Raw genomic sequence first — 20,134 nt, forward strand, 5'->3', positions numbered from 1 at the left:
TTGAATACCCCATTTTCAACCCTAAACTGTTTCAATGCACCTAATTTCTGTTGATTCTACTTGCTCGTCTAAAAGATATCAAATGGGTTCTATAAGCTTCTTCCAGAATTTCTAATGCCATTTTGTCCTCAGATAAATGAGTTATAATAAGGCGTTTAATAGCGTGTGAGACAGATTCGCGTGTTAGATTACTGATACTCCCTTCGAGCGATCGCTTTATATCATCAGGTAAATCCAGCGAATCTTGCACCTTATTTAAGGTATCTTTTACAATTTTTTTTAAATCTGGGTATTCAAATTTTTTCTGTTCAGCTAATGGCTCAAGTGCCGAGACAAGACCAACAAATCTTGCACGTTCTGTTGCCTCTAAACGAGCTGCGGCAAAAAGCTCCATTGAGAATTTAGGTTTATCAGCTATTTCGTATCTTGTCTTTGGTAAATGATTATTTGGCATTTGCTAATCTTACTCCTTTAACTATCGATCGTTAGGTAACTTTAACCTTTAAGATACCCAAAACTGATGCCCAACAAACCTACACCTTAAACTTTTCTATAATTTTCTGAACTGTTTAACTCGCCATTTATTTCACTATTTTCCTAAATAGGATCGCAAATTCAAGCAGATTTGTTGCTACTGCATATATTGCCATAATTGCAATTTATAAATTTGGCAGTAACTCACAAAGAGCAATGCCTAATTAATCATTTACTAAATCATCGCTTCCAATTCTTCCAAAGCTTGAAAACTTCCTACTTGCCAACTACGTTCCACAGCAGCAGGAATAATTTGAGTAATCGCTATATCTTCAAAATTAGGACTGGTGTTAGATTTTATATATTTACCCTCTTTCAGCAAATAAATAGAAAGATTTCCGTTATCGTAAACCCATAATTCTGGGACTCCAATAGCTTCATAAGCATTGAGAGTAGTTTTCGATGTGACATCAGTCTCAATGGCTAAATCTGGGGGCGGATCATCAGGTTGTAAACGGCGATGACCAATCATCTGTTGATAATTTTGAATATAAAAGCAAGCATCAGGTTCAACTCCTGCCACACCTTGCCGTTTAAAGGTGGTGGAACCAAAAGGTTGATATCTGATATCTTTAGCCTTTAGCAATATTTTGACAATATTAGAAATTAAATCTTTGGGAATTTCATGTTCTGGTAAAGGAGCCATAATTTCTAAAGTACCCTGGCTGTAGGCAATTCGTGTAGTTCTTTTTTGTCCCAATTCTTCTAAAATAGATTCAAATTCTTGCCAGCTAACATCAGGAATAGTCACCGCGCTACCAGGTGCTAACTGCATCTGGCTAACAGCTTTGAAAACGGGGATAGCAGCAGTCATAACCAAAATATCAATAAGCTAAATACTCAATAATTATCTATCAGGTTGCGGTGGATAATATAGCCCACCGTAACCTTTAGATTAATAGATTGAGTTTAACAAAAGCGATCGCTCTACACCTTAAACTTCTCAGCAATCCGCTTCATCGCCTCTTCCACATTCTCTCGGCTGTTAAACGCCGAAATGCGGAAGTAACCCTCACCCGCAGCACCAAAGCCAGAACCAGGGGTTCCGACAACGTTGACAGTTTGCAGTAACTTATCAAAAAATTCCCAACTGGATAAACCATTAGGAGTTTTTACCCAAACGTAAGGTGCATTCACGCCTCCATAAACTGATAATCCGGCGGCTGTGAGTTTTTCACGGATAATTTTGGCATTTTCTAGATAGAAACTAACCAATCCTTTGATTTGCGCTTGTCCTTCTTCGGAATAAACCGCTTCGGCTCCCCGTTGGATGATGTAAGAAACCCCGTTGAATTTGGTAGACTGGCGACGATTCCACAGTTTCCATAGTTCGACATCGGAACCATCGGCGGCTTTTGCTGTGAGTGTCTTTGGTACTACAGTTAACGCGCAACGAGTTCCTGTAAAACCTGCATTCTTAGAGAAAGACCGAAATTCGATCGCAACATCTCTTGCACCTTCAATTTCATAAATTGAGTGAGGAAGGGACGAATCGGTAATGTAAGCTTCGTAGGCTGCATCAAAGAAAATAATCGAGTTATTAGCTTTGGCATAGTCTACCCAAGCTTTGAGATATTCCTTGGTAGCAGTTGCGCCAGTGGGGTTATTGGGAAAGCAGAGATAAATTAAATCGACTTTCTTGGAGGGAATCTCTGCGGTGAAGTTGTTATCAGCAGTAATTGGCAGATAGACTAAACCCTCAAATTCTCCTTTGTCGTTGGCATTCCCAGTATTTCCCAACATTACGTTAGTGTCTACATACACAGGGTAAACTGGGTCAGTCACGGCAATTATATTGTCATGACCAAAGATTTCCAGAATGTTGCCTGTGTCGCACTTGGAACCGTCGGAGATAAAGATTTCCGAGGCATCTATATCGGCTCCCCGTGCTTGGAAATCTTGAGTAGCAATTTTTTCCCGCAACCATGCGTAGCCTTGTTCTGGGCCGTAGCCTTTAAAGGTATTGCGATCGCCCATTTCTTCCACAGCTTTAATCATGGCTGTGCGGCAAGCCTCCGGCAGAGGTTCGGTAACATCGCCAATGCCCAGGCGGATGATTTTAGCATCAGGATTCGCTTCTGCAAAGACATTCACCCGCCGAGCAATTTCTGGAAACAGATAACCTGCTTTCAGCTTCAGGTAGTTGTCGTTAATAGTTGCCATAGTAAATATAAAAAACGCCCTCAAACAGCTTACTGCTAATTTATGAGGGCGATAACTTTGTTATGGGGAGTGGGGAAGAGGTAGGGGAGCAGGGGGCAGGGGGCAGGGGGCAAGGGGGAGAATAACTAATAACTAATGACTAATGACAAATTAGACATTTACCGGTTGTTTATTATCGGCTGAATAATTGTTGCGATCGCTAATTACAAATTCCGTGACGGTTTCTTTTCCTGTAATCAATCTTGCTCCACGATTACGGGTGAAATAGCTCCATGCCCACTGAATCATTACTACTAATTTGTTGTTAAATTCAATTAAGAAGTAGATGTGAATAAATAGCCAAAACAGCCATGCAACAAAACCTTTCAGCTTTGTAAAGCCCAAATCTACCACAGCAGAATTGTGCCCAATCATTGCTAAACTACCATGATCGGTATAAGCAAAGGGTGGCAAATTTTTACCTGCAAGCCTGTTTTGGACTAATGTTGCGACATATTCACCTTCTTGCTTGGCTACAGGTGCAACACCAGGTAGGGGTTTACCATTTTGATGAGAAAAATTTGCTAAGTCGCCAACTACAAAAATATTGGGATGTCCCTTAATACTCAAGTCAGGTTCAACGATAATCCGTCCAGCGCGATCGCACTCAGCACCTGTGTGTTCTGCTAGCACTTTTCCCATTGCGGAAGCTTTCACACCTGCTGCCCATAATACCGTTTTTGAGGCAATTTCTTTAACCTCATCACCTTGTTTGAGGGTAACAACATCATTTGCAATATTTGTTACTAGTGTTTTTGTCTGCACAACCACCCCTAAGCGCGTCAAAGATGCTTCCGCTTCTTGTGATAACTCTGGCGCAAAGGGTGGCAGAATTCGATCTAAACCTTCTAATAACAAAATCTTGGCTTCTGAGGTATCGATGTTGCGGAAATCTTCTTTGAGAGTTTGGTTTGCCAATTCTGCGATCGCACCAGCTAACTCTACACCAGTTGGGCCACCACCCACAATTACAAAAGTTAACCAAGCACGGCGTTTTTCTGGATCAGTTTCATTTTCTGCGGCTTCAAAGGCTGAAAAAATCCGGCTACGCATTTCTATGGCATCTTCTACTGTTTTCAAGCCTGGGGCGAATTCTTCCCAGTTGTCTTTGCCAAAGTAGGAATGCTTTGCACCTGTGGCGACAATTAACGTATCGTAAGCTATTGCTTCGTCGCCCACAATCACTTTTTGCGCTTCTGGATCGATATTATTCACCTCTCCCAGCAGTACTTTCGTATTCTTGCTCTTGCTGAGGACAGAACGCAACGGTGAGGATATATCAGCGGGAGATAACGCCCCTGTGGCGACTTGATATAAAAGGGGTTGAAATAGATGAAAGTTACGTTTATCAATCAGAGTAACGTTTACTGCCGCTTTGGCAAGTGTTTTTGCTGCATAAAGTCCACCGAAACCACCGCCAACAATAACTACTTGATGGGGTGGATTATTGTCAAGTGAATTTACCATAAGAAATGTTATCGTGTATGCCGACTATTGTAACTATTCTTAACAAATTTGTATCAAAATTGTCATCACATATTTTGTATTGCTCTTTACATTTGAAAAAGTATTAAAGTGATCGAGGCTACAGGATAAAGAAAATTTTTGAAGAGAAAGGTACAGACAATAAGAGGTTGGAATATTTGAATCCCTATTTACCTGTGTAGATTTATCAAAGGTAGATGTAGGATTTATGGGAGTTTACTCAGAACTAGTTGACTCTGGTGTTTGTGTCAAACGTGGTGAATGAGTTCGCCGCCAACGCCTAAAGCCATAGACAAGAGCAGCAAAAATTAACAAATAGGGGCTGTAAACAATTAACCAAATGCCAAACTTGAGTAAGCCAACAGAAAATGCACTCAAAGAATGGGTAGAGTTGTTCCAAGTTTCCTGAACTTGCAAACCGATAGCAGGTTGGGGACTGGTGCTAGAAACTGCTGCTTCTAAGTTCAGCGTAATGGTGGAATAAGCAACTTGATTTTTGAGGTTTTTCAGTTGGGCATCAATTTGTTCTATAGTTTGGCGGACATTACTCAGTTCTTGGGAAACACTAAGCACATCTCTTACAGAACCTGCCAGATCCATAATTTTTTGCAAATTGGCTTCAGTTTTCTGCAAATTAGTTAATCTAGCTTGGAAATCCACAAGGCGATCGCCCACATCTTCGGCAGTGATATTACGACTCTCGACAGTGCCCAATTTAGCTAGTTGTTCTAGGGTAGGTTCTAGCCGATCCTCTGGTATCCGCAATTGGATTGTTGCTGTGTAACGCGGGTTGTCGTTTTTGGGTTGTTGTTGTTTCAACCCGATTAAATCCCCTTGCTGTTGATTGATAATTTGCGAAACGGCATCAACAGTCTTATCTACAGAGTTGACAGTCAAAGAGATTGCTGCCTTTTTGATCAGTTGAGGACGAGAACGCGCTGTTGGTGCAGCTTCCGCCTTTTGGGAAACACTGTTTTCACGAGCAGGTGCAGATACTGGATTTGCTGCGCTATCGGCTGCAATTTGAGGTAAAGCCCGATTTGCTGACCGTTCGGAAGAGGCACAACTGGTGAAAATCACCCCTCCTAATAACGCACTTAAAAATAAAGCAGATGTGCGCGGTAATTTAGTCGAAGTATACATAATCTACCCCCAGATGGATGAAGTTAACCCCAGTATTACTGAACTAAAACTCAAAGCCGGGATTGTTGCGATTTATGTAACAGGTTTGTCATTAGTTATTAGTTATTAGTCATTTGTACTGAGCATAGTCGTTGGCGCAGCCTCTCGTAGAGAAGTATTTGTCATTCTCCTCTGCTCCCTCATCTCCTCAGTCCAAAGAGATAAATTGAATGATTGACAGTTCATCTGTGTTACTCAATTTGGGGTACAATCGGAAGTCTGCCAATTAATGACGATGCTTGCTGACAGGAGATGCTTCTATGGCCCGGATGTATTATGACGAAGATGCCAATTTAGACCTTTTGGCTGGAAAAACTATTGCTATCATCGGCTATGGTTCCCAAGGTCATGCCCACGCTCTCAATCTCAAAGATAGTGGTTTGAATGTGATTGTGGGACTATATCCGGGTAGTAAGTCAGTTGCAAAAGCTGAAGCAGCTGGGTTGACTGTGAAAAATGTTGCAGATGCTGCCAATGCTGCTGACTTCATCATGATTTTGTTACCTGATGAAGTCCAAAAAACGATTTACAAAAACGAGATTGAACCCAATCTCGAAGAAGGGAATGTGTTAGCTTTTGCCCACGGCTTCAATATTCACTTTGGGCAAGTTGTACCACCAGCTAATGTAGATGTGGTGATGGTAGCACCCAAAGGGCCGGGGCATTTGGTACGACGGACTTATGAAGGTGGTGAAGGTGTACCAGCGCTGTTTGCAGTTTATCAAGATGCCAGTGGTCAGGCACGCGATCGCGCCATGTCTTATGCTAAAGGTATCGGTGGTACACGCGCCGGTGTTCTCGAAACTACTTTCCGTGAAGAAACCGAAACCGATTTATTTGGCGAACAAGCGGTATTGTGCGGTGGTTTGAGTGCTTTAATTAAAGCCGGATTTGAAACTTTGGTAGAAGCTGGTTATCAACCAGAATTGGCTTATTTTGAATGTCTGCATGAAGTCAAGCTGATTGTTGACTTGGTTGTAGAAGGTGGTTTAGCCAAAATGCGCGACAGCATTTCTAATACAGCTGAATATGGCGATTATACGCGTGGCCCGCGGATTGTCACCGAACAAACCAAAGCTGAAATGCAGAAGATTCTCAGCGAAATTCAATCTGGACAATTTGCACGAGAATTCGTTCTGGAAAACCAATCTGGTAAACCAGGATTTACCGCCATGCGTCGTAAAGAAGCTGAACACAAAATTGAAGAAGTTGGTAAAGATTTACGCGCTATGTTTAGCTGGTTGAAAAAAGCTTAAGCAAAACAATAACATCAGACATCTCCAAAAAAAAGAATGTAGAGACGTAGCACTGCTACGTCTCTACAAGGGTTATGGTTACAGCATATTTAATTTCTGGAGATGTCTAAACATCATTTGCTTTGAGTTTTGAGATAATCTGCAATGTACTCTCCGTAAGTATCGCGCAGTATTTGTTCCCGGAATTTAAATCCTAATGTTTTCCCTCGACAGGAAAGAGATCCGCACAAGCACCCGAAGACAACAATTAATTCATATTCAGTGGTTTCATAGTCCCAGGTAATTTCTTCATCTGCTTCGATATCGCACAAAGCAACGAAGTCATATCCTCCAAACTGATTGTTCCTTACCCCAGTATTTGGATTACAAGAATGGTTAATGATCCAAGAAGGCTCATCTAGGTGGACATGTAAATTAAAATCCATCTGAAATGTATACATTGTTCGTTCAGGAACTGCTTCAATTTGCATACCTACCACAACGATTTCCCCTTGGGCAAATTTTTTTGTAGCAAATACTCCTCGTCCTTTTGCTGTTTTCTGAATCGTGACATGAGAATTGAGCTTTGCAGCTGAAATCGACTCTATTGTAGTCATAGATAAAGACCCACTATGTTTAAATTTCTTGCAGCTTCCAAGTTTCAAACTTGGCTTAGTTAGATTTCACTTTCGAGGTAACAGTCCGTTAACCGCTCTGTACCTCAACTTTTCCTTCCGGCTCAATCTTTTGAGAGCTTTGACTTAGAACCAGAGCAACTAAGACAAGAATCGCGCCAATTAAACCGCGTATTCCCAGATGTTCTCCTAGTAGCCAAAACGAGAAAATTGTGGCGAACAATGGCTCAAGTGTAAAAAGTAAAGCAGCTTCGTCAGATGAAACCCATTGCTGTGCCATTGTTTGAAGCCAGATGACAGCAGCAGTCGCCAACAGCCCTAAGTAGAGAATCGCTCCCCAGTGCTGGCGAATTACTTCAAATTGGTTAAAGATTTGTGTGTTACTCCAGAGTACCCCTACCGTTGCAATGAACAAAAGTTGAACACTAGTAAGTGTTAAAGTCGGGTGACGGGGCGCAGCTCGCTCTAAGAAAAGTATGTAGGCTGCATAGACAAAAGCATCAACGAACATTAATATATCGCCAATTCCTACTTCTCCCCCTTCCCAAAACATCACACCAATGCCAATTACAGCTACTCCAGCAGCTAGGAAAGTTCTCAACAGTACGCGCTGACCACTAAGCCATTCTAGTAGCGGGACGATGAGTGTGTTCAAACTGGCAATGAATACCGCTCGGTTTGCTGGTATAGTCTTGAGTGCAATTGTTTCTATAGCTAAGTAAAAGAAAAGCAAAAGCCCTAGTACTGTACCATCGCGAAGTAAAAGTTTGTTAAGATTACGTAAATTTAGGGTAAAAACTGCTGCGGCAATGACAAAGCGTGCAGCAATCAATGCACTTGGTGAAAGGCTACCAACGATGTCTTTAGTCAATGGAAAAGTTGTAGAACCAATTATATTAACAAAAATAAGCAGTATTATTCCCTTGAAACGCAAGTTATTTTCAGTCTGCATCAAAATAATTGATTGAATAATGTTTCTTTACATCCATAGAGAATGCGATCGCATAGAGAATGTTGATTTTTCCCGTCCTGTCAGTGCCTTTAGAATATAGGATTTTTAGTTGGCAAAGTTCTACTAATCGGGTCAGCATAATTTCATATCTTTTTCCATACTGCAATTAAAAGGTAAAGAAAGTTCAGATTAATCCAATCTAAACTGTATCATTAACTGTGTTATGTTTAGAATTTATAATTATTTAAAATCCGGTAGTAAGAAAAATCCTATCATTAGGTGGGTAGCGATAATATAATTCCAAACGTAAGGAAATATCTCGATCGGGGCGTTAGATAATATCATTATTTTGTCATTTTGAGAGGCATCCCAAAGACAAAACTTAGTTGATTGGCTAATTTACCTAAATCTGCTAATAATGCCGTAATTGCTCAACTCCAGATATCTGCATGAGAACCTTGACTCACATCTTGCACCAAGAAAAATTGATGTAGTTTTATTACTCAGTAAAAAAGCAAAAGTCTTGATTTAGCGACAAAAGCCAATAAAAGTAATGTATCTTTATCGCCCATATCTTTACTTTACCTGGGGTTGTACGTAGAGGTGCAAGATATAAGTTGAGGCAATACTGTTCGGTTAAGACAAGAGACGCGATGAATCGCCGTCTTTACAATAATTATATTTTTTCGGTGTCATTATTCATAGATGACTGAATAGTTATATGCTCGATAAAACTCACAGGAAACATAATTCCCAACTTCTTCGTAGGAGGATTCAGTGTGTTGAATATTCTGTCCCAAAATCCCTGAATGCCATAGTTTCCATTAAAACAAGTGTGATGAAGATCGTGGAAATCTGATGGAATAAAAAATATTGACAAAGTACTATGACCTTCTAAGTTGTAAGCATTGCCTATAACGCTCCATGCACACAGTTGAGTAATGTCATATCCAAATATAAAAATTGGCAAAACATCAGCGATCGCAACAATAACATATTCGACCAAACTCTTGTGTCCAGCAACAAAACTTGATGAGTCACGAAACTCATGATGTTTAAGATGGATTTTCTGCAAGAATCTTGTGTGCAAGAGGCGATGAGCAACATAAAAACAGAAATCAGCAGCAACTATTCTCATCAAGAACCATCCAAAGTTTAAGAGTAAGCTATTTCCTCTATGAACCTCTGGAGCTAGATAGAGAATAATTAATGCTGATAGAAAAGCTTTAATTTCTCCTATAATAATACCTTTAACAGTAAAGGAAGGAAATGCTTGATTTTTGACTGTCTTGACCCTTGCAGTCAGTTTATCTCTTAAAATATCGTTGCTTTTGATTCCTTTTTCAATGATAATCCCAATACTATAAAATGAGATAGAACCAACGAGCCAGTACAATAAGACTTGCGTTATGAAGTTGATTTCGATATTGTTTAACAGCAAATAGAATACCTGCTGAACAATCGTGCAACTAATAGCAATCTTTAGATAAAACTCGATCTCAAAACAGAAATTCAAAACCTTTTGCATCTCTGTAACCTTATAGGATGTGACTGAGGCATATTCTGTTAATTTTTGATATTTTGAAGCATCTATACTATAATTAGATAAAATAAAATCCTAGTTCGTAGTGAGCGATTCATCTCTCAAAACAAGGATCATCAGGACTAAATTCCTTACTACAAACTTTAATTTATTTACACTTAGCTACTTATCCCTCTTATCAGAAACAGAAATAATTTTTAGAAAAAGGTTATTTTTATAGTCGAGATTTACAGATATCAGTTTCATTGATTCGATTCCGATTACTGTTTGTTATAAATGTTGTACAACTAATTAGAGAAGCATACGGCGATGCCTTCACGATAGGCATCGCGGATTTTAGATTTAATCTAATCTAAAATCCCAAATCGAGTTACCGATTCACCGCCGCAGCTTCCCGTGCTGCTGCTGCTTGATCTGGGTGGATACCCAAGCGGGTAAGATTAATCCGACCTTTGTTATCAATTTCGCGCACTTTGATAATCACTTCATCGCCTACCGCTACTTCATCCTCAACTTTGCCAACGCGGTAGTCAGCTAGCTGAGAAATGTGGATCATTCCTTCTTTTCCAGGCAGGAATTCCACAAATGCACCTATCGGTATAATCCGAGTGATGCGTCCTGCGTAGACATCCCCTTCGTGCAGCTTGCGGGTCATGCCTTGGATGATGTTTCTGGCTCTTTTAGCCTTGTTCTCATCCACAGCGGAAATTGTCACGGTGCCATCATCTTCGATGTCAATTTTTGCACCAGTTTCCTCTGTGATCCCCTTAATAGTCTTGCCTCCAGGCCCGATAACCAGACCAATCATGTCTGAATCAATCTTGATTGTTAACAGACGTGGGGCATAAGGTGAGGTTTCAGTCCGTGGCGTATCAATGCAGGCGAGCATTTTCTCCAGAATGTGCAACCTGGCTGCTTTGGCTTGGTGGACAGCTTGAGAAATAACGTCCAACGACAAACCGGAGATTTTCATATCCATTTGCAAGGCGGTAATCCCGGCATCTGTCCCGGCAACTTTGAAGTCCATGTCACCTAAAAAGTCTTCAATGCCTTGGATGTCGGTCAGGATTCGCACTTCGTCCCCATCCTTAATCAGACCCATTGCTGCGCCACTGACAGGTTTGAGAATTGGCACACCAGCATCCATCAGGGCGAGGGTGGAACCGCAGACTGAACCCATCGAGGTGGAACCGTTGGAGGAAAGAACTTCCGATACGATGCGAATCACGTAGGGAAATTGTTCTTTTGACGGTAGCACAGGTAGTAGCGATCGCTCTGCTAATGCCCCGTGTCCAATTTCGCGCCTTCCTGGAGAACGCATTGGCTTGGTTTCCCCGACTGAGAAAGGCGGGAAGTTGTAATGATGCAGATAACGCTTATGTTGGTCTAGCTGCATGTCATCGTTAAGGTTTTGAGCATCCCCAGGTGTACCCAAAGTACAAGTGGATAATACCTGAGTTAGTTCTCGGTTAAATAAACCGCTACCGTGGACTCGCTTTGGTAAGACACCAACTAAACAAGAAACACGTCGCACTTCATCAAGTTTACGACCATCAACGCGAACGTTATCTTCGATGATTTGCCGCCGCATGAAGTATTTGGTAATATCTTTAAAAGTGTTACCAAGTGCCTTGCTATTTGCAGTTGCGGCAACTCGAATTGGGTCTTCTTCTGGCAGTTCCTTAATCGTCGTGGCAATTTCATCCTTGACGACATCTAAAGCTGCATCACGTTCGGGTTTGGTGAAGGTAAATTGAGAGAGAATTTTCTTAATCTGGCCGTTAGCGCGATCGCGGATATAATTTTCTAGCGTCTGGTCTACTTGTGGTGGTGCTTCTTGCACTATTACCAAACCCAGTTCTGCTACTAAATCTTGCTGCGCTTTGATTAAGTCCCGCACTGCTTCATAACCAAAGTCAATCGCCTCGATGATATCTCGTTCTGGCAACTGATTGGCTCCCGCCTCCACCATGATCACGCCATGTGGTGAACCTGCTACTACCAGATCCAAATCTCCGGCTTCAATTTCTGCATAAGTGGGGTTAATAATGAAATCATCTCCCACTAAACCAACGCGAACTGCTGCCATTGGCCCATTAAAAGGAATCTGGGCAATCAGGGTAGCGATAGAAGCGCCTGTAACTGCTAGCACATCGGGTGGAACTAACTCGTCCATCGACAGCGTTAAGGCAATAATTTGCAAGTCATCCCGCAACCATGACGGGAACAAGGGACGCATGGGACGGTCTATAAGACGACTGGTGAGAATTGTTTTTTCTGGTGGACGACCTTCCCGCCGCATGATTCCGCCGGGAATCCTACCAGCGGCATATAGCCTTTCTTCATAATCTACAGTAAGAGGAAGAAAATCAATGCCTTCTCTGGCTTGCGATCGCGTAGCCGTCACTAAAACGGATGTGTCCCCTGATTCTATCAAAACCGACCCACCTGCCTGGGGAGCTAGTAAGCCTACTTTCAGTCGAATATCCCTTCCATCGAAGGATATTGACTTATCAACTTCTGCCATTCAGTTTTTTTTCCTTCTCTTTCGCTATTCTCTTTCTGTGGCAATCCTAACATTTATGCCCTATGGCTGACTTCTAGTACATACAAAGATAGACAAGTCGTTTAACGCAAAGTGTGATACAAGATTAGCGCATCTACCACCTGCCCATTCTCTAGCTTCGCCGCACCCGGAATTCGCCCAATAATCTTAAATCCTAACGACTGCCAAAGTGTAATTGAAGGTATATTAGTCTCAAAGACCAAATTAAACATTACTGCTTCATAGCCCAGGTTTGCTGCTATCGAAAGCATAGCCTCTCCCATGAACCGTCCTAAACCCTGACCACGTAACCCAGGTTGTACAATAAAACCAGCGTTGCAAATATGGCTACACCGACCGGGAAAGTTTGGCTTTAAATAAAACGCCCCTAATATTTCTTTTGGCTTGTGTGTACAATCTACAACAGATGTCCTGACAACAAAGGCATCCTTGCTTAACCAGTAAGCTGAAAATTCTGTTGGAGAGAGAGGTTGCTTTTGGGGATAGGTTTTACCTTCAACAATTACAACATTGAGTAATGTTCTTACAACCTCCTGCTCTTGAGAATGCATATAATCTAGTTCTACTAATATCCCATTTTTTAAAACTTTAATTAGGGGAAAATTCATTATTAACAATGTTTATCTGGAATAATTACTGAAGTTTTTATTATATTATGCAAAACGGGGTCAATAAATATTTTTGGAAAGATGTAAAAAGTAGAATAGTTGCGATTTTAGTTCTTGAGTTTTGGGAAAATCTGAGTAGTTAGCAAATGGCGATTTTACACTGTAATTGGTTACTAAAAAATAAAAATGGTCGTTTATTTATTTGGGGAGAAACTTGGCGATCGCCACGAGTGAATTTAGAGTCTAGTGGATCTGGAGATATCTCATTGCATCCATTGGCAATGTCATCAGTTGAGTTGAGTGAGTGGTTGCGTTCGCGAAGCGTCGCCTTTGGCGATTCGCAAAACATGGCAATTACCAACTTCATCCAGCAACCCCAAGTTGCGTTCGCAACTACTGGGCGAACACGCAAAGCAGCCAGTACCAATGAGATCAGTTTGCCAACGGACTCCCAAATCATTGCCCTCCCAACTTATATCCCAGAAGCCAATAGCGAAGGAACAGCAGCGATTTTTCCTGTACATTCTGCCAGCTTGGGGCTAGATCGAGACTCCCCGCAATATTTGCAACCGTGGCGAGTTGAGGGTTTTTGTCTCAACCCCAGCCAAGCAGTAAAATTTCTGGCTGCTATTCCCCTAAATGCTGCTAAAGGGGAAGATGCTTTTTTGGGTGGAGATTTACGCTTTTGGTCGCAGGTTGCCAGATGGAGTTTAGATTTAATCTCACGTTGTAAGTTTTTACCAACAATTGACCGAGAATCAGATGGTGCATTTGCTACCAAATGGCGAGTACTTCTAGACAGTGCAGTAGATGGAAACCGCCTAAAAAAATTTTCTGCGAACATACCGTTGGTTTGTCGCACTTATCAGGAGGGATTGGGGACTGAGGAGGATTTTTCCCAATCCCTACTTTATGTAGACTTCCCAGCTGAACCTCAAGAGTTACTTTTGGGATTTCTCAACAGTACGATAGATGCCCAAGTGCGAGAAATGGTAAGTTCTCAACCTCCAATTGAAGCTAAGACAATCGCATCTTTACCCTCTGGAGTGCGACAGTGGTTGCAAGCGTTAACAAGTGCATCTCATACAGTGAATGCAGATGCAATTGAAGTGGAACGACTGGAAGCGGCATTGAAGGCTTGGACTATGCCGCTACAATACCAATTAACTCTTAAAACTCTATTTCGTACCTGTTTTCAACTGCGTTCTCCAGAGTCTGGTGAAACAGATTGGACATTGGCGTATTTCTTGCAAGCGGCTGATGATCCTGAGTTTTTGGTCGATGCAGCAACTATTTGGAACAATCCAGTTGAACAATTGGTTTATGAAAATCGGACAATTGACCAACCACAGGAAACATTTTTGCGAGGTTTGGGGGTAGCTTCCCGATTATATCCAGCGATGTCTGGCGACAAGGCGCAAAGCGCCTACGCACCCAGCTTAGAAACCGAATATCCCCAATCTTCTCGTCTTACCCCCATTCAAGCTTATGAGTTTATCAAAGCTGTAGCTTGGAGGTTGGAAGACAGTGGTTTGGGAGTTATTTTGCCTCCCAGTTTAGCGAATCGTGAAGGATGGGCGAATCGTTTGGGTTTAAAAATTACTGCCGAAACCCCAAAAGGAAAGCAAGGACGTTTAGGATTGCAGAGTCTACTAAATTTCCAATGGCAATTAGCAATTGGCGGACAGACTATTTCCAAAGCTGAGTTTGATAAACTTGTGGCTTTAAATAGTCCGCTAGTGGAAATTAATGGTGAGTGGGTAGAATTGCGGCCCCAAGATATTAAGACAGCCCAAACATTTTTTACCACTCGCAAAGACCAAATGGCACTTTCCCTGGAAGATGCTTTGCGTCTGAGTACAGGGGATACTCAGGCAATTGAAAAATTACCAGTGGTTAGCTTTGATGCTTCTGGGGCATTGCAAGAGTTGATTGGGGCGCTAAACAATAATCAAGCGATCGCACCTTTGCCCACACCAGCAGGCTTTAAAGGGCAGTTGCGACCTTATCAAGAACGTGGTGCTGCTTGGCTGTCCTTCTTAGAACGTTGGGGTTTGGGTGCATGTCTCGCAGACGACATGGGACTCGGTAAAACTATTCAGTTCATTGCTTTCTTACTACATCTCAAAGAACAAGATGCACTCGAAAATCCAACTCTCTTAGTTTGTCCAACTTCTGTTTTAGGAAACTGGGAAAGGGAAGTCAATAAATTTGCACCAAGCCTGAAAATTTTGCAATATCACGGTGACAAGCGTCCAAAAGGTAAAGCGTTTTTAGAAGCCGTGAAAAAGCACGATTTAATCGTTACCAGCTACTCACTGCTTCATCGAGATATCAAATCATTGCAAAGTGTTTCTTGGCAGATAATTGTTTTAGATGAAGCCCAGAATGTAAAAAATCCAGAGGCGAAGCAGTCAAAAGCAGTGCGGCAATTAGAAGCGACGTTTCGGATTGCGTTGACGGGAACACCTGTAGAAAATAGACTGCAAGAATTATGGTCTATTTTAGATTTTCTGAATCCTGGGTATTTAGGCAATAAGCAATTTTTCCAGAGGCGGTTTGCCATGCCAATAGAAAAGTATGGTGATACGGCTTCTTTGACTCAGTTACGTTCATTAGTGCAACCATTTATACTGCGGCGATTGAAAAGCGATCGCGACATCATTCAAGACTTGCCAGATAAGCAAGAAATGACCGTATTTTGCGGTTTGACTGGTGAACAAGCTGCACTTTATCAACAAATTGTAGAGCAATCATTAGTAGAAATAGAATCTGCTGAAGGATTGCAACGTCGAGGGATGATTTTGGCTTTACTAACCAAACTTAAGCAAATCTGCAATCACCCAGCCCAATATTTGAAACAAGCAACATTAGAGCCACATAATTCAGCCAAACTGCTGCGGCTAGAAGAAATGTTAGAAGAAGTTTTAGCAGAAGGCGATCGCGCTTTAATTTTCACACAATTTGCTGAGTGGGGTAAATTATTGAAACCCTATTTAGAAAAACAGCTTGGGCGAGAAATATTCTTTTTATATGGCAGTACCAGTAAAAAACAACGGGAGGAAATGATCGACCGTTTCCAACACGACCCTCAAGGGCCACCGATTATGATTCTTTCTCTGAAAGCGGGTGGAGTAGGACTAAATTTAACACGAGCAAATCATGTATTCCACTTTGATAGATGGTGGAATCCAGCCGTAGAAAATCAAGCTACAGACCGAGTATTTCGGATTGGTCAGACTCGGAATGTGCAAGTACATAAATTTGTTTGCACTGGCACTTTAGAAGAAAAAATTCATGACATGATTGAAAGTAAGAAACAACTGGCAGAACAAGTTGTGGGTGCTGATGAAGAATGGTTAACTGAAATGGACACAGACCAACTTCGCAACTTACTACTACTCGATCGCAGTGCAGTAATTGACGATGATGCAGAATAAGTTTGTAATAAGGACTTTAGTCCTTGATTTTAGCGCTAAAGCGCTCACTACAAAACCGTCCAAATTAGTGTGGCACACTCACTACTAAGGTCTTAAATTTATTATGACTAATGACACATTACAAGCTAGTCGAGAATGGTGGTCACAACAATGGCTAGATTTGCTAGATTCCTATCGTTTTAAAAAGCGTTTAGAACGGGCAAGAAATTATGCTCGTCAAGGAAATGTTTTAAGCATAGAATTTAAAGGTGCAAAAGTATTAGCTAGAGTGCAAGGTAGTGAAGTAGAACCTTATAAAGTTTCCCTTTCTCTTGAACCATTTACTGATGAACAGTGGGGTTATGTAATTGAAACTATGTCTCAAAGAGCAATTTTTGCTGCCAAATTACTAGCAGGAGAAATGCCACAAAATATAGAAGAAGTCTTCACAGCTAATGGTCTTTCGATATTTCCATTTACCCTTGCTGATGTCCAAAGTAAATGCTCTTGTCCTGATAAAGCAAATCCTTGTAAACACATTGGTGCGATATACTATCAGTTAGGCGATCGCTTTAGTGAAGACCCCTTTGTACTATTTCAATTGCGCGGACGCACCAAAGAGCAAATTATCAGCGATTTACGTCAATTACGTAGTGCTAAGATTAAACCCAATACCACACAAACGCCCGATATTCAACAGTCAATTCCTAATAACAAATACTCCGTAAAAATTGATTCTTTTTGGCAATATAATGAGCCACTAGAGTCATCCTTGGTAGTTATTGCGCCGTCCACTAACGAGATGGTATTAGATGTATTAGGAGCAATCCCCCTAGCGAAGGAAGAGGAAAATGCAATAAATTCAACTTCGAGCGATGTGGTAATGAAGTCTTTAAATACGGTTTACAGAGATGTCAGCCAAAAGGCTTTTTTAGCAGCAATGAATGTGGGAGGAAGTTGATATTAATTCGTAGTGACGCTCTCTACGAGACGCTAAAAGCGTAGCTTGCTTCTCTGTAAGAGTACGCGGACTCGCTACCGCTACGCTAACGTAATTCGTAATTTGTAAATTATGTTAACTGGGTAGTTCACCCTTCCCGCCTTTTTTCACCCATTCTCGAACCGCCCGACGAATTGCCCGTCTGCCATTTGCCCGATTTTGCTCAATCAGTTTCGGCAGATATCGAATTGCTAAAGTAGGAAATACTAAACTGTTCTCTGACTCGACATATTCCCCATTTTGCAGGAGATAAATCTTGAGTTCACCGGAATCATAACACCAGAGTTCTGGTACTCCCAAGCGGGCATAAATGGGAAAACGATTTAGAGACTTACTGGTAATATCAATTTCCAGTGCCAAATCAGGTGGTGGGTCTTGTTTCAAGTCGAGATCCAATCTACCCCGAATCGCAGTTTCATTCTGGAAATAGAAGCAATTATCTGACTCTACCCCTGCCATTCGGCTTTCTCGCTTCCAAGTAGTCGAGCCATAACTTTCGTAGTCTAAATCCAGCACATCAGCGATTTCTTTGACCAAATCGCCAATTACCTCTTTGTAATGTTCGTGTTCAGGTAAAGGTGTCATAATTTCCAAAGTAGTGCGATCGTAAGCTAACCGTGCTGACCGATGCTCTCCTAAATCTTTTAGAAGATTTTCAAACTGTTGCCAGCTAATGTCGTAAAGCATTACTCGGTCTGCTCGATTCTTGGCGACTGTCATTGTTACGACCTCCAGAATGTTTTATTGTCCAAACTCAAGCCTAGCCTGTTCTACCAAATCAGCGGTAACAACCTCTTGGACTGCTTCACGAGCTAGTTGTTCAATTCTGGCTCTAGCTTGAGCGCGGACAAAAAAGGGAATATTTTGTAACTTTTCCTTAGCTTCATCTGTCCATCGCAAAGCATCAATAGAATTGGAATCGCTCATAGTATTAATTACCTTGGTAAGTCGCTCAGTTTAATCAATAGATTACTAATTCTCCTATAAAAAAAGCCCTTGCTTTTATGCAAGAGCCTCTAAATTATTTAGTTGTCAGTAATGAAATAAACCTTACAACCTAATCTAGGTCGTTCATAAACATCACTGGCTCAGTATCACGGTTAATTCCTTTCTCAAAACCACCAGCCGCAGCCCGTGCGCGACCTGCGTGCCACAAGTGACCAACTAGGAAGAAGAATCCTAGTACGAAGTGAGAAGTTGCCAACCATGCGCGAGGAGATACATAGTTGAAGGAGTTAATTTCGGTAGCCACACCACCCACAGAGTTCAGAGAACCCAGAGGAGCGTGGGTCATGTATTCAGCAGCGCGACGAGCTTGCCAAGGCTGAATATCGTTCTTGATTTTTTCCAAGTCAAGACCATTGGGGCCACGTAGAGGCTCCAACCAAGGGCCGCGGAAATCCCAAAAACGCATGGTTTCACCACCGAAAATGATTTCACCAGTTGGTGAGCGCATTAGATATTTACCTAGACCAGTCGGGCCTTGGGCAGAACCGACGTTAGCACCCAAGCGTTGGTCACGAATCAAGAAGGTTAAAGCCTGAGCTTGAGAAGCTTCTGGGCCGGTAGGGCCAAAGAATTCGCTCGGATAAACGGTGTTGTTGAACCAAACAAAGATTGAGGCAATGAAGCCCATCAGTGAAAGAGCGCCCAAGCTGTAGGAAAGGTAAGCCTCACCAGACCAGATGGATGCACGACGTGACCAAGCAAAAGGCTTGGTAAGAATGTGGAAAATACCACCAGAAATTAAGATCAAGGCAATCCAGATGTGACCACCGACCACATCTTCTAAGTTATCGACGCTGACAATCCAGCCTTCCCCACCGAAGGGAGACTTGATTACATAACCGAAGATAACTGCTGGGTTCAATGTCGGATTGGTAATAATCCGAACATCACCACCGCCTGGTGCCCAGGTGTCATACAGACCACCAAAGAACATTGCCTTCAGCACCAACAGCAGCGCACCGATTCCCAAAATAATCAGGTGGAAGCCGATGATGTTGGTCATCTTGTTCTTGTCTTTCCAGTCGTAACCAAAGAAAGAAGAGTATTCTTCTAAGGTTTCTGGGCCACGCACGGCATGATAGATACCGCCAAAGCCGAGGACAGCTGAGGAAATTAGGTGGAGTACACCGACAACAAAGTAGGGGAAGGTGTCGATGACTTCACCACCAGCACCAACACCCCAACCCTGAGCGGCGAGGTGAGGTAAAAGGATCAAGCCCTGCTCATACATGGGCTTTTCAGGAATGAAGTGAGCGACTTCAAACAAAGTCATCGCTCCAGCCCAGAATACAATCAAACCAGCGTGGGCAACGTGAGCGCCCAGCAGTTTACCAGATAGGTTAATTAAACGTGCGTTACCAGACCACCAAGCAAATCCAGTGGATTCTTGGTCGCGTCCAGCACCGCCTAAGATATTTGGTCTATTAGAGAGCGTTACCACGTGGTAATACCTCCTCAGGGAATACAAATTGTTCGTGGGGTTGATCTTGAGGAGCCATCCAAGCGCGGATACCCTCGTTCAGCAAAATGTTTTTGGTATAGAAGGTTTCAAACTCCGGGTCTTCCGCCGCCCGTAATTCTTGGGAAACGAAATCATAAGCCCGCAGGTTGAGTGCTAAACCGACGATGCCGACGGCGCTCATCCACAAGCCTGTAACTGGTACGAACAACATGAAGAAGTGTAACCAGCGCTTGTTGGAGAAAGCAATACCGAAAATCTGTGACCAGAAACGGTTTGCTGTCACCATTGAGTAGGTTTCTTCCG

At 42.1% G+C, this 20,134-nt stretch carries 17 protein-coding genes and 1 pseudogene; 3 read left to right on the forward strand and 15 right to left on the reverse strand.

What is annotated here, in order from left to right:
• Nucleotides 1-40 precede the first annotated feature (40 nt).
• The 5 genes from HWQ44_RS22460 to HWQ44_RS22480 all read right to left on the reverse strand — a co-directional run bounded on the left by HWQ44_RS22460 (nt 41) and on the right by HWQ44_RS22480 (nt 5,364).
• Nucleotides 41-454 (reverse strand): hypothetical protein, encoded by a 414-nt coding sequence (locus HWQ44_RS22460; protein ID WP_292723256.1) that lies wholly within the window; start codon nt 452-454, stop codon nt 41-43.
• Between the two features lie 255 nt (nt 455-709).
• Nucleotides 710-1,348 (reverse strand): Uma2 family endonuclease, encoded by a 639-nt coding sequence (locus HWQ44_RS22465; protein ID WP_292723259.1) that lies wholly within the window; start codon nt 1,346-1,348, stop codon nt 710-712.
• A 113-nt stretch (nt 1,349-1,461) separates the two neighbouring features.
• Complete coding sequence (locus tag HWQ44_RS22470) at nt 1,462-2,697, reverse strand: LL-diaminopimelate aminotransferase (RefSeq protein WP_292723262.1); 1,236 nt, start codon at nt 2,695-2,697, stop codon at nt 1,462-1,464.
• 150 nt (nt 2,698-2,847) lie between these two features.
• Nucleotides 2,848-4,203, reverse strand: a complete 1,356-nt coding sequence (locus tag HWQ44_RS22475; RefSeq protein ID WP_292723265.1) for an NAD(P)/FAD-dependent oxidoreductase — start codon at nt 4,201-4,203, stop codon at nt 2,848-2,850.
• A 234-nt stretch (nt 4,204-4,437) separates the two neighbouring features.
• Entirely contained in the window at nt 4,438-5,364 is a 927-nt protein-coding gene (locus HWQ44_RS22480) for a DUF4349 domain-containing protein (RefSeq protein ID WP_292723267.1), read from the reverse strand.
• Between the two features lie 299 nt (nt 5,365-5,663).
• On the opposite strand from HWQ44_RS22480, the gene ilvC reads away from it, so the two are divergent.
• Nucleotides 5,664-6,659: a ketol-acid reductoisomerase gene (gene ilvC / locus HWQ44_RS22485; protein WP_100900363.1), complete on the forward strand. Its 996-nt coding sequence runs from the start codon at nt 5,664-5,666 to the stop codon at nt 6,657-6,659.
• A gap of 113 nt (nt 6,660-6,772) precedes the next feature.
• Here ilvC and HWQ44_RS22490 read toward each other — a convergent pair whose 3' ends face one another.
• The 6 genes from HWQ44_RS22490 to HWQ44_RS22515 all read right to left on the reverse strand — a co-directional run bounded on the left by HWQ44_RS22490 (nt 6,773) and on the right by HWQ44_RS22515 (nt 12,942).
• Nucleotides 6,773-7,255, reverse strand: coding sequence for an SET domain-containing protein-lysine N-methyltransferase (locus HWQ44_RS22490; protein WP_292723272.1), 483 nt, complete (start codon nt 7,253-7,255; stop codon nt 6,773-6,775).
• Between the two features lie 88 nt (nt 7,256-7,343).
• On the reverse strand, nt 7,344-8,225 hold the full coding sequence (locus tag HWQ44_RS22495; RefSeq protein WP_292723274.1) for a DMT family transporter: 882 nt from the start codon (nt 8,223-8,225) through the stop codon (nt 7,344-7,346).
• On the reverse strand, nt 8,215-8,364 hold the full coding sequence (locus HWQ44_RS22500) for a hypothetical protein (protein WP_292723276.1): 150 nt from the start codon (nt 8,362-8,364) through the stop codon (nt 8,215-8,217). Before HWQ44_RS22500 ends, HWQ44_RS22495 begins: the two co-directional genes overlap by 11 nt.
• 537 nt (nt 8,365-8,901) lie before the next feature.
• Nucleotides 8,902-9,753, reverse strand: coding sequence for a sterol desaturase family protein (locus HWQ44_RS22505; protein WP_292723277.1), 852 nt, complete (start codon nt 9,751-9,753; stop codon nt 8,902-8,904).
• Nucleotides 9,754-10,138: 385 nt separating this feature from the next.
• Entirely contained in the window at nt 10,139-12,295 is a 2,157-nt protein-coding gene (locus HWQ44_RS22510) for a polyribonucleotide nucleotidyltransferase (protein ID WP_292723279.1), read from the reverse strand.
• Nucleotides 12,296-12,396: 101 nt separating this feature from the next.
• Nucleotides 12,397-12,942 (reverse strand): N-acetyltransferase, encoded by a 546-nt coding sequence (locus HWQ44_RS22515; protein ID WP_292723282.1) that lies wholly within the window; start codon nt 12,940-12,942, stop codon nt 12,397-12,399.
• A 146-nt stretch (nt 12,943-13,088) separates the two neighbouring features.
• On the opposite strand from HWQ44_RS22515, the gene HWQ44_RS22520 reads away from it, so the two are divergent.
• On the forward strand, nt 13,089-16,382 hold the full coding sequence (locus HWQ44_RS22520; RefSeq protein WP_292723284.1) for a DEAD/DEAH box helicase: 3,294 nt from the start codon (nt 13,089-13,091) through the stop codon (nt 16,380-16,382).
• A gap of 103 nt (nt 16,383-16,485) precedes the next feature.
• Entirely contained in the window at nt 16,486-17,322 is an 837-nt protein-coding gene (locus tag HWQ44_RS22525; protein WP_292723287.1) for an SWIM zinc finger family protein, read from the forward strand.
• 114 nt (nt 17,323-17,436) lie between these two features.
• On the opposite strand, the gene HWQ44_RS22530 is transcribed toward HWQ44_RS22525, so the two are convergent.
• From HWQ44_RS22530 to HWQ44_RS22545, 4 genes and pseudogenes are all read right to left on the reverse strand, one after another.
• A complete protein-coding gene (locus HWQ44_RS22530; protein WP_292723290.1) occupies nt 17,437-18,081 on the reverse strand; it encodes a Uma2 family endonuclease in 645 nt (214 codons plus the stop codon).
• Between the two features lie 21 nt (nt 18,082-18,102).
• Complete coding sequence (locus HWQ44_RS22535) at nt 18,103-18,288, reverse strand: PCP reductase family protein (RefSeq protein ID WP_292723292.1); 186 nt, start codon at nt 18,286-18,288, stop codon at nt 18,103-18,105.
• Nucleotides 18,289-18,418: 130 nt separating this feature from the next.
• The gene (gene psbC / locus HWQ44_RS22540) at nt 18,419-19,810 is read right to left on the reverse strand and encodes a photosystem II reaction center protein CP43 (RefSeq protein ID WP_292723294.1); all 1,392 of its coding nucleotides are present in this window, start codon (nt 19,808-19,810) and stop codon (nt 18,419-18,421) included.
• Nucleotides 19,794-20,134 (reverse strand): annotated as a pseudogene (locus HWQ44_RS22545) (photosystem II D2 protein (photosystem q(a) protein)); the annotation flags it as partial. The pseudogene HWQ44_RS22545 and the gene psbC, both read right to left, overlap by 17 nt.

The sequence above is a fragment of the Nostoc sp. JL34 genome (assembly GCF_017114945.1).
GTDB lineage: Bacteria > Cyanobacteriota > Cyanobacteriia > Cyanobacteriales > Nostocaceae > Nostoc.

What these genes read in the sequence shown, in the direction of transcription:
- HWQ44_RS22460 (WP_292723256.1), bottom strand. Translation starts at nt 454, where the DNA reads ATGCCAAATAATCATTTACCAAAGACAAGATACGAAATAGCTGATAAA.
- HWQ44_RS22525 (WP_292723287.1), top strand. Translation starts at nt 16,486, where the DNA reads ATGACTAATGACACATTACAAGCTAGTCGAGAATGGTGGTCACAACAA.
- HWQ44_RS22500 (WP_292723276.1), bottom strand. Translation starts at nt 8,364, where the DNA reads ATGCTGACCCGATTAGTAGAACTTTGCCAACTAAAAATCCTATATTCT.
- HWQ44_RS22515 (WP_292723282.1), bottom strand. Translation starts at nt 12,942, where the DNA reads ATGAATTTTCCCCTAATTAAAGTTTTAAAAAATGGGATATTAGTAGAA.
- HWQ44_RS22530 (WP_292723290.1), bottom strand. Translation starts at nt 18,081, where the DNA reads ATGACAGTCGCCAAGAATCGAGCAGACCGAGTAATGCTTTACGACATT.
- HWQ44_RS22510 (WP_292723279.1), bottom strand. Translation starts at nt 12,295, where the DNA reads ATGGCAGAAGTTGATAAGTCAATATCCTTCGATGGAAGGGATATTCGA.
- ilvC (WP_100900363.1), top strand. Translation starts at nt 5,664, where the DNA reads ATGGCCCGGATGTATTATGACGAAGATGCCAATTTAGACCTTTTGGCT.
- HWQ44_RS22465 (WP_292723259.1), bottom strand. Translation starts at nt 1,348, where the DNA reads ATGACTGCTGCTATCCCCGTTTTCAAAGCTGTTAGCCAGATGCAGTTA.
- HWQ44_RS22535 (WP_292723292.1), bottom strand. Translation starts at nt 18,288, where the DNA reads ATGAGCGATTCCAATTCTATTGATGCTTTGCGATGGACAGATGAAGCT.
- HWQ44_RS22475 (WP_292723265.1), bottom strand. Translation starts at nt 4,203, where the DNA reads ATGGTAAATTCACTTGACAATAATCCACCCCATCAAGTAGTTATTGTT.
- HWQ44_RS22505 (WP_292723277.1), bottom strand. Translation starts at nt 9,753, where the DNA reads ATGCAAAAGGTTTTGAATTTCTGTTTTGAGATCGAGTTTTATCTAAAG.
- HWQ44_RS22470 (WP_292723262.1), bottom strand. Translation starts at nt 2,697, where the DNA reads ATGGCAACTATTAACGACAACTACCTGAAGCTGAAAGCAGGTTATCTG.
- HWQ44_RS22520 (WP_292723284.1), top strand. Translation starts at nt 13,089, where the DNA reads ATGGCGATTTTACACTGTAATTGGTTACTAAAAAATAAAAATGGTCGT.
- HWQ44_RS22490 (WP_292723272.1), bottom strand. Translation starts at nt 7,255, where the DNA reads ATGACTACAATAGAGTCGATTTCAGCTGCAAAGCTCAATTCTCATGTC.
- HWQ44_RS22495 (WP_292723274.1), bottom strand. Translation starts at nt 8,225, where the DNA reads ATGCAGACTGAAAATAACTTGCGTTTCAAGGGAATAATACTGCTTATT.
- HWQ44_RS22480 (WP_292723267.1), bottom strand. Translation starts at nt 5,364, where the DNA reads ATGTATACTTCGACTAAATTACCGCGCACATCTGCTTTATTTTTAAGT.